Source organism: Trichlorobacter ammonificans (assembly GCF_933509905.1).
In the GTDB taxonomy this organism is placed as follows: Bacteria; Desulfobacterota; Desulfuromonadia; order Geobacterales; family Pseudopelobacteraceae; genus Trichlorobacter; species Trichlorobacter ammonificans.
In genome coordinates this window covers 2,491,701-2,506,129 of sequence record NZ_OW150024.1, presented here as the reverse complement: position 1 = coordinate 2,506,129, position 14,429 = coordinate 2,491,701, and the positions used below count along the sequence as shown (strand labels likewise).

Sequence of the window (14,429 nt, the reverse complement as noted above, 5' to 3'; positions counted from 1 at the left end):
ACCAGCGTTACCGGCAGCAGCTTGCAGCAGACGCGTCGCGTCGCATGCTGCTCGCCAAAGGCAATGACACGGGAGAAACCGCAGTGTCCCTTGCAAAGCGTTACCACTACCGTGCGGTTGTCAGGCTCGTGGAACAGACGGCGTTCTGTCCCCCAACCCCAATGAACAACCGTACACGCCTCTGCCCGAACGTTGTCCTTGTAGTCGCTCTGCTGCTCTGCATCTGCACCGGACGGGCATCTTCAGCCCTGGAAAACAGCTTCAGCCACCTTTGGGGGGGGTACAGCACCTCACTGCACCTCCGCTCGCAAGAGCAGCGGCATAACAGCAGCACGGCAGCCCGTGACCTTGACGGCACCATCATACCGCCGGGGGGGATGTTCAGCTTCAATCAACTGGTTGGCGCCAGGGATACCGGCAAAGGGTATCAGGCCGCGCCAATGATCACCGCCAGCGGCCGGATGCTGGATACGCCGGGCGGCGGTATCTGCCAGCTTGCCTCCACCATCTACAACGCCGGGCTTCTGGCCGGGATGCAGGTGGTGGAGCGGCACCCCCATTCCCGCGCCGTGGGGCATATACCGCCTGGCCGCGATGCCACCATCTCCTCCTGGCGCAAGGACCTAAAGCTAAAAAATCCCCACCAGCAGCCGCTGCAGTTGCGGATGTCCGTAGACCAAAACCGCATCACCACATCATTTTACGCGACCAGGGAAAAACCGTTCAGCACCGAGATCAGGGTCAGCCGTACACGGCTTCTGCCGGACACGGTGCTGCTGGGCAAAGGTGCCGGCACAGCGGAACAGCCGGGGGGAAGCGGCTTTGCAACCGAAACCGTGCGGATCACCACCAGAAACGGCACCAGCCGGACAGAACTGATTTCACGGGACACCTACCCACCCCCCAGCCGGATCATCAGCACAGAAGCGCCATGAAGCTGAGCCGGCTCATCATGGGTATCCTGTGCCTTACCCTTGCCACCACTGCAGCGGCTGAGCCAATGGCACCGGGAGAGCAGCAGCTTCTGCTGGACCATGCCCGCCGGGTGATGCGTGCCCGGCTTGTTCAAGAACCGCCCCCTGCCGCGCCGGATATGGCGGTAGCCAGCCAACAGCGGGCCTGCTTTGTCACCTTTTTTGTCAAAGGGAAGGTCATGGCCTGCTTTGGCAGCTTCACCCCCCGCCACAGCAGGCTCAGTGACGAGATCGCTGACAATATCCGTCTGGCGCTGATACACGACCCCCGTTCTGCACAGCTTACTCCGGCATTGGCTCAGGAAGCCCAGATTCAGATCACCTTTCCGCAGCCACCCCGGCCGGTTCATGACTGGCGGCTGATCAACCCGCACCATGAGGGGCTACTGCTGGAACGGGGGGATGGACACGGTGTGGCCATCGTGCCCGGAGAGGCCAGAACCGCCCATTATGCCTGGCGCTCTGCCCTGCGCCGGCTGGGGCTCCATGAACAGAGCGCAGGGGTGCGGTTGTACCGGTTTCAGGCGGAGTGGATCAGAAGTGGACAGCAGAAAGGGGATTGATCTATCCTGGCCCGTCCCCACGCAGCGCCTGGAAACATGATTAAAATTACTATGTACGGCAACCTGGCTGTCCTGTACATACTGCCGGGTGATTAAAGGAGTCTTGTATGCGCCGCCTGCTTGCTGCCCTCTCTCTTGTGAGTCTTTCCCTGCTGTTCTGCCCCCCGCTGCATGCCGCCAAAGCCGCTGCGCCGGCCTACAAGGTGCAGGTACAGGTACTGTCTGCCGACAGCAACCAGCCTGTCGCCGGTGCGGAGATCAGGTTTATGGAGGGGGACGAGCGCCCCAGGCAGCGTATGGCGGTCAGAACCGATGCAGGCGGCAATGCCGCTGTGACGCTCCCCAGGGGCGCCTACCAGTTTCTGGTTGTGTCCAAAGGGCTGGGAACCAGCCGCAACTACCTTTACCTGAATGAGCAGCCGAAGCAGGGTACGACCGTCTGGCTGCGCAAAGGGGCGACCCTTTCCGGCAGACTGACCGATGCCGCCGGCACGGCGCACAGCGGTTTCAAGCTGACGCTGGACCGGTTTTTCAGCGCTGTTACCGATAAGAACGGGGTTTTTACCTTTGAGGATGTTGAGAGCGGCGGCCATGACCTGAACCTTGAGCAGCCCGGCTTTGTGTTTGAAAAATCCCAGTATCCCCAGCCTGCGCCAGGTAAACAGTTGCAGATGGGGAATCTGATTATCCGCCGCGCCGCCTCGCTCGAGGTTGCCGGGAAACTTCTCCCCAACCGCCATATCAGCTCATTGCGAGGTGCTCAGGTTACTCTCAGCGGTAAAAGCGTCTGGCGGATGGAGCGGTTTAAGGAGAACAGCAGCCTGACCCTGGGGGGGCTGCCCCCTGGCGATTATACCGTCTCGTTTGCTGATGAGCGGCTGATGCGGGCAGAAAAGCGCATCACTCTTGCCGAAGGTGAAAAAGGGAACCTGACGCTGGATGCAACCCCTGCCCCCCCTGAACTGCAGCTTGAGCTGTACGGCGACACCATCCTGGCCGACAAGGAGGTCACACTCCGGGCCAACGGCCTCTGGACCGAACAGGTGCAAGCCACCATTTTTCAGATTCCGGCAGAGCGGGTGATACGGGGGGAGATTGATTTCAGCAAACCGGAAGCGCTTGAGAGTGCAGGGCTGAAATCAGTGCAAACCTTTAAGGTCACCCTTAAAAAAACTAAAAACCGGCACCGCAGCCAGGCCCGCTTCAAACTGCCGCCCCTGCCTGCCGGTGTCTATCTGCTGCATCTGCACAGCGGGCAGGCCACGGCAAAAGCCGCTGTTGTCGCCACAAATCTGGCGCTGGTGGCCAAATCGGCGCCGGACACCACCTTTATCCAGGCGGTTGACATAAAAAGCGGCAAACCCCTTGCCGGGGTACGGTTGTCGGGGGACAAGGGGCACCAGGTTGTCACCACCGATACGAACGGCACTGCCGACTGGAATGTTACGCGGTCAGGCAGCCGGGTCGTGGGGCAGCATGGCAACAGCCTGGCGATCCTGCCCCTGGCCGCTTCAGAGTCTGCCGCAGAGCGGAAAACCGCTGACCTGAAGGGGTATCTCTACACAGAGCGCACTGCCTACCGTCCCGGCCAGACCGTTTTTTACAAAGGGGTGCTGCGTCAGCACGCTGGTGATGACTACCGGCTGCCTGCCGTAACAAAGGTGGCGATCAGGGTTGCTGATCCCCACGATACGGCACTGTTTGAAGAGAGCGTCACCAGCTCTGCCAGCGGTTCTTTCAGCGGACGGTTTACCCTGCCGCAGGGGGCGGCTCTTGGGCATTACAGCATTGTCGCCACTGCTGACGGCGGTGCCTGGCAGGGCAGTTTCCAGGTTCTGGAGTACCGCAAACCGGAGTTCGAGGTGAAGCTCTCCTCGGATAAGCAGTTTGTGCTGCCCGGTGAGCAGATACCGCTTGCGCTTGCTGCCCGCTATTACTTTGGCGCTCCGGCGGCAGGCGGTAAGCTGGTCTGGCGGGTCTACAGCCAGCCCTGGCAACGGGATGAGCAGGGGGGCGGCAGCTTTGGGGAGGAGCAGCAGTTTGGCGGCTACAATGAGTTTCTGGGGGAAGGGGAAGCCCTGCTTGACCAGGCCGGGGAGGCCGTCTTCACCGTGCCTGCCGGAAGCCATGAAAAGCCGCTTTTCTACAGCATTGAGGCCGAGGTAACCGATCTTTCCGGCCGTCAGGTCTCAGCTTCGACCAGGGTAACGGTTGTGCCGTCGCAGATGGCTGTCAGCCTCAAAAGCGAGCAGTACCTGCTGAAGCCGAACCAGCAGGCGGGTTTTGCAGCCACGGTGCAGACATGGCAGGGGGAGCAGCAGCCAAACCGTGCGGTCACCGTGCTGGTTGAGCAGCAGCAGTACGACAAAAAGAGTAAAACGTTTGGCTGGAACAGGATCACGACCCTGGAAGGGCGCACCGGTAACGGGGGCGTGGCCCGTTTTGCCTACGGCTTCCCGAAGCCGGGCTATTACCGTCTGCTGGCCGAGACCTTTGATGATGCCAAACGGCGCAGTGTTGCCGAAACCGGCGCCTGGGTCTGGCAGCAGGGGGAAGGATGGGCAAGCGGCTACCGCGAGCTTGAGGCGGAGTTTGACAAAAAGAGCTACCGGATCGGTGAAACCGCCCGGCTGATCCTGCGCACACCGGCCCAGGGGGGGACGCTGCTCTTCACCCTGGAGGGGCGCAGAATCCACCAGAGCCGGACGATTCCGGTCAATCAGGCGGTGCAGGTAATCGAGATTCCGGTTACCGAAGAGCTGGCCCCCAATATCCATGTCTCAATCAGCATGGTGGCCGCTGGCCGCTTCTTCCACCAGCAGGGGCTCTTGAAGGTGGAGCATCAGCCGGGCAGGTTAAAGCTGACCGTAATCCCTGAAAAAGAGAGCTATGCGCCGGGGGACCGGGCAAAGATCAGCGTACAGGCAGAGGCAGAGGGGAAACCGGTGCAGGCTGAGCTGTCGCTTGCCGTTGTTGACGAAGCCATCTTTGCCGTAGCCCCTGAGATCCGCGAAGAGATCTACCGTTTTTTCCGTGGCCGCCGCGATCATCTGGTGCAGACCATCTACTCCTTCCCGCGGATGTACCTTGGCGGAGCAGCAAAGGATCTGGCCCGGCTGGCCGGTAACGATGATCTGCACGGGATCAAGGTGCGCAAGCTGTTCAAGGATACCGCTGCCTGGTTTCCCCTGCTTGCAACCAATGATCACGGGGTGGTAAGTGCAGAGGCTGAGCTGCCGGACAACCTGACCAGATGGCGGGCAACCGCTGTCGGGCATACAGCGGACAGCTTTTTCGGCTCTGCCCAGGCCAGCTTCATCAGCCGTCTGCCGTTCATGGCCCGGCTGGCCGTGCCCCGCTTCATGCTGGCGGGAGACAGGCTGGAGATACCGGGGATACTCAACGATGCCGCAGCACAGGAGCAGCAGGTGCAGGGGCGGTTTACCGCAACCGGTCTGACGCTTTTGGGGGAGACCGGCTTTACCGGCACGCTCCCTGCCAACGGAGCGCTGAAAAAAGAGGTGCTGGTAGCGGCTGAGAAAGCTGGTCCGGCAACCTTGCAGCTTTCCGCACTGGGCAGTGAGGGGAAAGACAGCATGGAGGTGGAATTCCCGGTGTTACCCCGCTCCCTCAAGCGTGAACAGGCCACGGCCATTTCACTGGCCAGCGGGCGTCAGCAGGCGGAACTGCTCCTGCCCGGCCCGGCGGAGCCTGAAAGCGGCATACTCAGGATCAGCTTCGCCCCCGCCATTGCCGGCAACCTGGTACCGGCCCTGTCGCGGCTGATCAGCTTCCCCTACGGCTGCACCGAGCAGACCATTGCCCGCTTTGTCCCTGCCGCCTACGCCATGAATCTGCTCAAAGACGATTCAGAGCGTTTCCCCGCATCCATCAAAGAGAAGCTGCCAGTCATTATTAGCCAGGGTCTGAAGCAGCTTGCAGAGATGCAGCAGGAAGACGGTGGCTGGGGCTGGTGGAAAAATGGCAGCAGCGACCGCTACCTGACCGCCCTGGTGATGCAGGGGCTGGCAAAGGCAATGGCTGCCGGGGTCGTGCCGGAACAAGGGATGCTGGAGCGTGGCAAAGAGGCGCTGACGGAGCAGTTGAAACAGGCCGAACCTGAACAGGCCGCCTTTTTGTACCGCGCCCTGACCGCCCATGGCGGCACCGACCCGAAGGTGGAGGCAGCGCTTCTGGCGCAAGAAGATACATTGACGGCCACAGCCCGTATCGCTGTTGCCGATGCCCTGGCAAACCGTGGACAAAAAGCCGCGGCTGCGGCACTTCTGCAGAAGCTGACAAAGCGGCTTGCACGGGACAGCGAGGCGGCCTGGCTCCCGGAACCGGAGGATGGCTGGCGTCTTGGCCGATCATCCATTGAAGGCAGCGCAGCCCTGCTTTCCGCATTAAGCAGGATTCTGCCCGATGATCCGGCTCTTCCTCGGCTGGCCCGCTATCTTGCGCGTAACCAGCAGGATGGCTGGTGGCGCACCACAGCGGCCTCTGCCGCCGGTGTGCTGGCCCTGGCAGACTTTGTCGCCGCAACCGGCCAGCTTGACGCAAACTACACCGCCCGCCTGACGGTAAACGGGGCAGCGGCCCAGAGCTACCGGGTGGAAAAGGGGAGACTGGTAGACGGCACGGCTGGCCTGACGTTGCCGGCTCAAAAAGGAGGTAACAGCCTTGTGCTGGAAAAAAGCGGCGATAGCGGCATCGCTTGGCTTGGCGCAACCCTTGCGTACCGCGTCCCCCTTGACCAGCCTGTCAAAAACAGCCGGCTTGGGCTGAAGCGGAGCTACTACCGGATACAATCAGTCAACGACAACGGCAGATGGCGCCACGAATACCTGCCGTTAAAGGCCGGTGAAGCAGTGCAGCCGGGTGATGATCTTGAGGTGCGGGTTGAGGTGCAGAGCGACACGGTTCAGGAGTATGTCATCCTGGAAGATTATCTACCGGCCGGTTTCGAGTTGCGCCCTGCCGAACTGGACCCCCGCTATGCCGCTGAATCATACTACCGTGGCTGGTACGACCATCGGGAGCAACGCGATACCTATCTGGCCTGGTTCATCCAGGCGCTGCCTGCCGGCAGCCATCAGTTCCGCTACGTCATCCGCCCGGAGCTGAAAGGGAAGGTAACTGCACTGCCTGTTGCCATCTGGCCGATGTACAACCCGCAGCTTCGCAGTGAAGGGGAGGCGGAAATGCTGGAGGTGCGTTAACGTGCTGGTGCGATATCCCCTTTAAGCCTTCCCGTGACAAGGGAAGGCTTAAAGGGCCGGCACGGTTTGGGGTGGCACTGTGCACAAAATCCGGGCTGGAGTAAAAACCGCTGGACAGGCAGAGTAAATAGCGCTACACAGGCTGAAACCTTACACACAGAGGAGTCCCATGCGACAGCGGAACCCCCAACAACCCTATAAAGCCGCACCTTAAAAACCCGCCCCAAAGGCGGGTTTTTAGTTATCCACAGGGTGTGTAAAGTTTCTTTCAATTGAAAGATTCTTTCAATTGGTAATACCAAAGAACGGCCATAGGTTTCCGTGTCGGCAGCGAGTTGGAAAAGCATCTACTGTACAGAGATAGTATTCACCTGACAGTGCCCTTGAATGGGTCGTGATTTACGCTGCCAGTTTGTAGTCCTCAGTATCTGAATCGTCGTTCTTTGGCAAGCCGTCTATGAAAACCGTGTATGGCGTCCTGCCAAGCATGTTTCTGCCTTGGTGTGGGCGGTCGTAGTTGTAAGTCTTGAGATAGGTGTCCAGATCGGTCTGCATCTCGTCCAACGACTCGTACCACTTGGTGCGGCCCATTACCCGGAAGTGTTCGTCAAGCAAGGTTCTGTGCAGCCGTTCGACAAAGCCATTGCTCTGCGGACGTCTGACCTTGGTGGTGCGGTGCTCGATCTCTTCAAGCTGTAGGAACAGCTCGTAGGGATGATTGTCCGGCCTGCCGCAGAACTCCCTGCCATTATCCGAGAGGATGGTGCTGATCCGGGCGTCATGTTCTTCAAAGAACGGCAGTACGTCTTCATTGAGCACATGCACGGCAGTGACCGGCAGTTTGTTGGTGTAGAGCCTGCCCCAGGCGTAGCGTGAGTAGCAGTCGATGACTGACTGCAGGTAGACCTTACCAACGCCTTTCAGGGTGCCGACAAAGAAGGTGTCCACGGCGACGAGATCGCCGGTGTGGCTGGTTTCGATGTGACGCTCCCTGAACTCAGGGCTGAACCGTTCCAAGGCCCTGATCTGCTCGTCGGACAGTTCGAATGCTTGTTCCCGGACGCTCTTTTCAAGTCGCAGCATCCGTTCCTGTTTGGTCAGCAGGTTGTGCCTGTTCCAGACTCCGCGAACGCCTCCTGAGCTAACCTGGGTACCTTTAAGAGCTAACTCGTTGGCAACACGTAGCGGGCCATGACCGGGATGAGCCAGGCAGTGATCCAGAATGGCCTGTTCGACAGCTTCGTCAACCCGGTTGGGATGTGGGCCCCTGGCTCCGGGCATCCGATCAACCAGACCGGCTGAGCCGTAGGTCTGATAGTTACGACGGATTTCATAGAACTGCTGCCGTGAGTAGCCCATGATCTTGCAGGCTCGGCTGACATTCGAAAGATCAGCGGCCAGGTCTAGCAAACTGAGCTTTCTTCGTGATACTTTCTCGGCGGTGGTCATACTGTTCTCCTTGATGGAAAGATTTAGTCTGAGCAACTTCATCTTTTACCATTCAAGGGCAGTATGGCCACCAACTGCAAATGGCCAACTGTCAGGTGAATACCATCACACTACAGACTGGCGACTGAAAGCTCTTCCAGCCACCTTCCTTCCGGAAGCAGATTGGCAAGAAAGCGCTTTACCGATTCCGAGGAGCAATCCCCCGGCTTCAAATGCGGCGATACGGGAAAACCTCCTCCGTCAAGCCAGGACGGAGCATACTCCAACCCATACTGTTCGCTCTTCTCTTCAAGCAGTATCTTGCCGAGATGTCGGCGATCGAGATGTACCGTGAGCGTAGCAGCCATTATCTCTACCGTGCCTCTAGAGTGATGGCAATTCCCAGCATGGAGCAGACGGTCAGGATGCTGCTCAGCTTCACGTCACCACATGCGGTTTCCAGTTTGCTCATGGTGCCGACGGCAACACCGCAGAAAGCGGCAGCTTCATGAATGGTCATGCCGGCCTGCGTCCTTCTTGCGCGGACAAATGTTCCTAGTGTCGCTGCATTTGTCAGTTGTTGCGGCTCCGGAACAGGAAGCGGGACTACGGTTTTTGACATACGACAATCCTTGGCAATTAAAATATCATTCAGGTGATATCTTTTCATAAGTATCTTTTGAAATCAACAACAATATTATTGTAGTGATATTTATGGTGGGCAGTGAGAAGAAAATTATATACCATACTGCCTCAGTGATATTTATGATAGGTCTGGCCGGTAAGTACTGCTCCGGTGTAATTTGAGGATGCGGGAGCGGGATTACTGTTGGCAAGGGGCGCCGACGGGAGTCCGCCGTTGGTCACCCTCAAAAATGTCAATGCGGCAGGGAAAGCGACATCCAGTTTTTCATACTGGGCAGCTTGGAAAATCTGAGTGACTCATAGAGGGGATACATTCAGTTCAACAGGCACGTTGAGCTTTGGCTGCTGGACGGTTTTTGGCCGCGATTCTTTCCACTTGTGCAGCTATCTCATAAGCACGTTGTGGCGTTACGGCATTTTCTAAAAATTCCAGGGTCTTTTTAGGGAGTTTGTCCGGGAGTGGGGTGCCGACAACGTAAGAAGCTTTTTTTACTGCGCTTTGCCGTGGTGACTCAAGTCAATTCTCATATCTCTTTGTCCATCATCATAAATGACGCCTTGAACAGGAGATTGACTGATGTCGAGTTTATTTATGAACGCAAACCAGTTTCGCAAAAATTTACTGAAACCCAAAAGCGGTATGACCAGAAAATTAAATTTACCTTTTTCTGTACTTAATTCTGACAGAAAGATAATTTTTTTGATTGGATTTCCTGAAGTATAAATGTTTCCATGTGCCAAAGAATTTCTAATATGGTTGAGGATACAGTCAGTTGTTTCAGAGTGTACTTCAGAAGTTTTTGATAGTTCTGAAAGTTCTGGCCAAGCATCGGGTGGACCTAGAGTAGAGCTCAGACGACCGTAGTACCAAGGCTGCATTGTTGTGTCCCAAAGTTCAGAGCGCTTAAAATTTTTGTGTCTGAGATTTTGCATCGCATCCCTAGCATTAGGGTAATTATCTCTGTCATTAGCTGGATGAGGAGTAGAGTTTTTATCAGGCTCTTTCTCATTGATGTATGGTTTTTTCAACCGCTCTATCGGAATGGTTAGTCCTACGGATGCGATAGAAAATAGAAATGTAACATCTAGCTCTAGTAGGCGTGCTTGATCTTCAAATTTATCAAGCAAAGTACTGCATCTTGCCGGGAAATCTTTTATATAATTTTCGTATTGCATCACTCCCCCCTAGAATGTGTTGGCAGACATAAATCTTGAAATGCGGGGCGTAGGCAACAGGTGTAATACCTGTCGGACTGTCTGTTCCTGTGAAATTCACTTTATCGGCCAGCCGCCATGCTCATCAATAACCAGGTCAATCTCGTCCATGATGCGGATGGTCTCACTCATGGCAACGACGATGTGTTGGCAGTGGTAGGTGGTGACATGATCGGAAGGATGTACTCTTCACAGTCTTCACACACCTAGGGAGTTTGGTGTCCGTCCGTTCTGATCTGTGGTTGTCTTCCAAATCATATACTGCATCAGGTCAGACGGAAAACGCAGACGATCAGCATATTTTTTATCGCAATGTTTCTTGAGGCGTTCCACAATAAAATTTTCGACATTTGATAAACTCAACTGTTTCCATCTTTCAGGCTCTTTGGACCTGGGTAGCCTGTCAGACACAAGGAGCTTAAATATCTGAAAGGTATCATCTTGGTAACTCACCCTTGTGTTAAGTGTGTCCTCGATAACTGGGGTATCTTCTTGAGGCCAGAAGCCAAGGCGTTGAACTGCATATCGGATACGATCGCTACTGAAGGAATTGATAGTATTTTTTAGGATTTTGGTTGCGTCTTGTCCTGTTTTAACTTCGACAATGATGCCAGTAATACGGTCACAGAGATTGATTCCTTGTTCTGATAAATTAGGGTCCCAATCTGCTTTCTGCCCACCGATAATTTCATAGGCATGTGGATGACGAACGGCAAGAACATCACAATCTGCGGAATCGTCGATAGTCTCTTCGTGTTGATGCAGGACAAAGTTATTCAACGGGAAGAAACCATTCAAGCGTAGGTACCAATAAACAAGGGTTTCGCCATAATTCATAGATTGTAGTGTGATGGTATTCACCTGACAGTTGGCCATTTTCAGTTGGTGGCCATACTGCCCTTGAATGGTAAAAGATGAAGTTGCTCAGACTAAATCTTTCCATCAAGGAGAACAGTATGACCACCGCCGAGAAAGTATCACGAAGAAAGCTCAGTTTGCTAGAGTTGGCCGCCGATCTTTCGAATGTCAGCAAAGCCTGCAAGCTCATGGGTTATTCGCGGCAGCAGTTCTATGAAATCCGTCGAAACTATCAGACCTACGGTTCAGCCGGTCTGGTTGATCGGATGCCCGGAGCCAGGGGCCCACATCCCAACCGGGTTGACGAAGCTGTCGAACAGGCCATTCTGGATCACTGCCTGGCTCATCCCGGTCATGGCCCGCTGCGGGTTGCCAACGAACTGGCCCTTAAAGGCACCCAGGTCAGCTCTGGAGGCGTTCGCGGTGTCTGGAACAGGCACAACCTACTGACCAAGCAGGAACGGATGCTGCGGCTTGAAAAGAGCGTCCGGGAACAGGCATTCGAACTGTCAGATGAGCAGATCAGGGCCTTGGAACGGTTCAGCCCTGAGTTCAGGGAGCGTCACATCGAAACCAGCCACACCGGCGATCTCGTAGCAGTGGACACCTTCTTTGTCGGCACTCTGAAAGGCGTCGGCAAAGTCTACCTGCAATCGGTCATTGATTGCTACTCACGCTACGCCTGGGGCAAGCTCTACACCAATAAGCTACCGGTCACTGCTGTGCATGTGCTTAATGAAGACGTACTGCCGTTCTTTGAAGAACATGACGCCCGGATCAGCACCATCCTCTCGGACAATGGCAGGGAGTTCTGCGGCAGGCCGGACAATCATCCCTACGAGCTGTTCCTACAGCTTGAAGAGATCGAGCACCGCACCACCAAGGTCAGACGTCCGCAGAGCAATGGCTTTGTCGAACGGCTGCACAGAACCTTGCTTGACGAACACTTCCGGGTAATGGGCCGCACCAAGTGGTACGAGTCGTTGGACGAGATGCAGACCGATCTGGACACCTATCTCAAGACTTACAACTACGACCGCCCACACCAAGGCAGAAACATGCTTGGCAGGACGCCATACACGGTTTTCATAGACGGCTTGCCAAAGAACGACGATTCAGATACTGAGGACTACAAACTGGCAGCGTAAATCACGACCCATTCAAGGGCACTGTCAGGTGAATACTATCTCTGTACAAATTATTTGTGTTTATAGCATTTGAGGCATATTATGCTTTTGTCAGGCAAAGTGGTAAATGAATCATCTCCTAAAGGTAATACGTATCCACATTCGTCACACATTCTTATAAATCTATTTTTATCATTAAAATTACTGTCTTTGTTAATCATTCTATAGAGCTTCTCTGTTGCTATAAGATATTCTTCAAACTCTTCTATCATTGTCATATTTTCTACGTATTCACATAACGAATGTTCTTCTTGTTGATTTATGCTTCCTCTGTTTAAATATATATTAACTGCATTTACGTAGGCTTTAATTGTTATTTCGTTCCAATCATCCTCAAGGTCCCTTTCACTTAGTTTTTCATATGTGAAATTTGTAAAATCGTCAAAGTTGTTGTATTTTATTATATAATCAGTTAATTGGTTTATGGTAAAAATGAGCTCTGCGTCAGACTCATCAACATTTATTTGGCTTAGGTTGAATAATGTGTTTCCGGTAGCTTTGTCTTTAACAGGATTGTTATCATTGTAATATTTGTTTATTGGGGCATGTGTTGATATTTTTTTGTAATATCTAGTTTCATTTTCAAAGACATTATGTAAATTTTGTGTTCTACAAAAAATATTATCTGATATAAATAAATCATTATTTACTTTTGGCGTGCTAGATATCTCGCATTCATTTAATATTATTTCTGAATCACATTTTATACTTGATTCAGAAATTTTTTGTTTAAGTATATTTCTGTCCCATAATATAACTCCATTAGAATTTGCCAGTTCTATTGCGGGTTGCGTAAATATGCTATTGGTAACAACTATTGCTTTTGTGCAATTGTAATGTGCTTTACCTGCTACTACCTCTTGTATTGCGCTGTTTGAAACTGTACCTGAATATCGTTTAGCTTGAACTCCAATTCTTATTCCCTGTTTTTGGGCAATTATATCAATTCCTTGGTCACCAGACTTCTTTGTATAGCTGACAGCGTACCCAATTTGGGTAAATAGTTTGCCGACCAATGCCTCAAACTCTTCGCCCGACATCAGGTCAGCATCTTCTATTGTAATTTCATTTTTTGTTGTAATTTGTTTATTGATTAGTTTTTGTTCAAAGTTATCGTTATCATACTTTAGTTTAGAATTATAATATTTGCTACTGACAGTGTTGAATAAATCGGTATATGTTTCATTGTTATTGTTACTGTAGTGTAATATAAATTTTGCTACCAAAGCTATGTTGACATCTTCATTGTTTGTAATAATATTAGAAAATAATAGATTAATATAAAATTCCAAATCTCTATTTAATAGATTATCAATGGATATGCCTGTGCTATTAATAAACATATCCGCGCAATATTTATTTACAGCTTTATTGACTATTGAAAATAGTGCGATATTGTTGTAAAAATTATCTTTGTATAAGTTATATTTTGACAATACATTTTTTAGTGAGCTGTATTGATATTCTAACTTTTTTAGTGAATTATGATCTTCAGTATTAACTATTTTTCGTAATGACTTTCTATAATTTAATTTAAAATACTTTGTTACTATATCTTGTCTTATTTTTGATAAAATATCATTAAATTCATCATAATGGCTATTTGTATCTTGATAGTTACTTTTTTGTTCTCCAATTTCGTCAAAGTATACTTTATAATCAATGTATGTTAAGTGATTATATGTTTCTCTGTGAACAAAATTTATTATAATTATAGATATCTTATTCAGTAACAAGAAATCACTAATATCTATAGCACCTGCAAAATTTAAAGCTATTTCTTTAATATTAGGTGCGCTAAGCGATTCTATAGAATTTTCAATACTTGCCATAATGCCATCATAATCAGCATTGCCAATAGAGCTATATTTATTTAGTGCATTTTCAGCAATATATGTCACTTCTGTTGTCCCTCCTGTACCTTGCATGCATGCCGCCGTATGAATACTTGTGTAACTTTTTCTCTCAGCCACTCCGGTTCAAGCACCTCCACATGACTGCCGTGCTTCAATATCTCCATCATGATCTCCGCCTCATGGGAGGCCGGTATGGTCTGAGGTCACGACCTTGCAAACGCCAGCAATAAGCCATAATCATGCCTGTCTGCGGCACGCAGGGCTGAAATGTACTGCTGACGGCAATCCCCGGCACTAACCAGATTGCCGCTGCCCCAGCTAAAGCGTTGTTGCCTCAGCAGGTGCACCAGCAGAATATCCGTCATCAGCCGGGCATGGCGTCCGTTGCCGTTTGGAAACGGATGAATTGCCGTTAAACGGTGATGAAAACGTGCTGCAATCTCATCTTCCGGATAATCAAATTTCACGGCTGGTTGTCCCA

General features: G+C 52.3%; 11 protein-coding genes. 4 read left to right on the top strand and 7 right to left on the bottom strand.

The genetic code is table 11. From position 1 onward, the window contains the following. Positions 1-83 precede the first annotated feature (83 nt). From RAK07_RS11470 to RAK07_RS11460, 3 genes are all read left to right on the top strand, one after another. The gene (locus RAK07_RS11470) at positions 84-935 is read left to right on the top strand and encodes a VanW family protein (RefSeq protein ID WP_305732970.1); all 852 of its coding nucleotides are present in this window, start codon (positions 84-86) and stop codon (positions 933-935) included. Further along, the gene (locus tag RAK07_RS11465) at positions 932-1,537 is read left to right on the top strand and encodes an AMMECR1 domain-containing protein (protein ID WP_305732969.1); all 606 of its coding nucleotides are present in this window, start codon (positions 932-934) and stop codon (positions 1,535-1,537) included. The genes RAK07_RS11470 and RAK07_RS11465 overlap by 4 nt, the downstream gene beginning before the upstream one ends. A gap of 107 nt (positions 1,538-1,644) precedes the next feature. Then, positions 1,645-6,759, top strand: a complete 5,115-nt coding sequence (locus RAK07_RS11460) for an MG2 domain-containing protein (RefSeq protein WP_305732968.1) — start codon at positions 1,645-1,647, stop codon at positions 6,757-6,759. Between the two features lie 399 nt (positions 6,760-7,158). Here RAK07_RS11460 and RAK07_RS11455 read toward each other — a convergent pair whose 3' ends face one another. The 5 genes from RAK07_RS11455 to RAK07_RS11440 form a co-directional block, all read right to left on the bottom strand. Next, positions 7,159-8,208 carry an IS481 family transposase gene (locus tag RAK07_RS11455; RefSeq protein ID WP_305733513.1) on the bottom strand — a complete coding sequence of 350 codons (1,050 nt, stop codon included), beginning with the start codon at positions 8,206-8,208 and terminating at the stop codon, positions 7,159-7,161. A gap of 110 nt (positions 8,209-8,318) precedes the next feature. Next, positions 8,319-8,555: a HipA N-terminal domain-containing protein gene (locus tag RAK07_RS14075; protein ID WP_374215761.1), complete on the bottom strand. Its 237-nt coding sequence runs from the start codon at positions 8,553-8,555 to the stop codon at positions 8,319-8,321. A 5-nt stretch (positions 8,556-8,560) separates the two neighbouring features. Further along, positions 8,561-8,809, bottom strand: a complete 249-nt coding sequence (locus RAK07_RS11450) for a helix-turn-helix domain-containing protein (protein WP_305732967.1) — start codon at positions 8,807-8,809, stop codon at positions 8,561-8,563. Between the two features lie 512 nt (positions 8,810-9,321). Further along, positions 9,322-10,008, bottom strand: coding sequence for a HEPN family nuclease (locus tag RAK07_RS11445; protein ID WP_305732966.1), 687 nt, complete (start codon positions 10,006-10,008; stop codon positions 9,322-9,324). A 237-nt stretch (positions 10,009-10,245) separates the two neighbouring features. Further along, positions 10,246-10,908, bottom strand: coding sequence for a hypothetical protein (locus RAK07_RS11440; protein ID WP_305732965.1), 663 nt, complete (start codon positions 10,906-10,908; stop codon positions 10,246-10,248). Between the two features lie 95 nt (positions 10,909-11,003). Between RAK07_RS11440 and RAK07_RS11435 the strand changes: the two genes are divergently transcribed. After that, complete coding sequence (locus RAK07_RS11435; protein ID WP_305733512.1) at positions 11,004-12,053, top strand: IS481 family transposase; 1,050 nt, start codon at positions 11,004-11,006, stop codon at positions 12,051-12,053. Between the two features lie 50 nt (positions 12,054-12,103). Here the strand turns inward: RAK07_RS11435 and RAK07_RS11430 are convergent, their stop codons facing one another. Next, entirely contained in the window at positions 12,104-14,065 is a 1,962-nt protein-coding gene (locus tag RAK07_RS11430) for a restriction endonuclease (protein WP_305732964.1), read from the bottom strand. Positions 14,066-14,151: 86 nt separating this feature from the next. After that, positions 14,152-14,415 carry a mobile mystery protein B gene (locus tag RAK07_RS11425; protein WP_305732963.1) on the bottom strand — a complete coding sequence of 88 codons (264 nt, stop codon included), beginning with the start codon at positions 14,413-14,415 and terminating at the stop codon, positions 14,152-14,154. Positions 14,416-14,429: the final 14 nt, after the last annotated feature.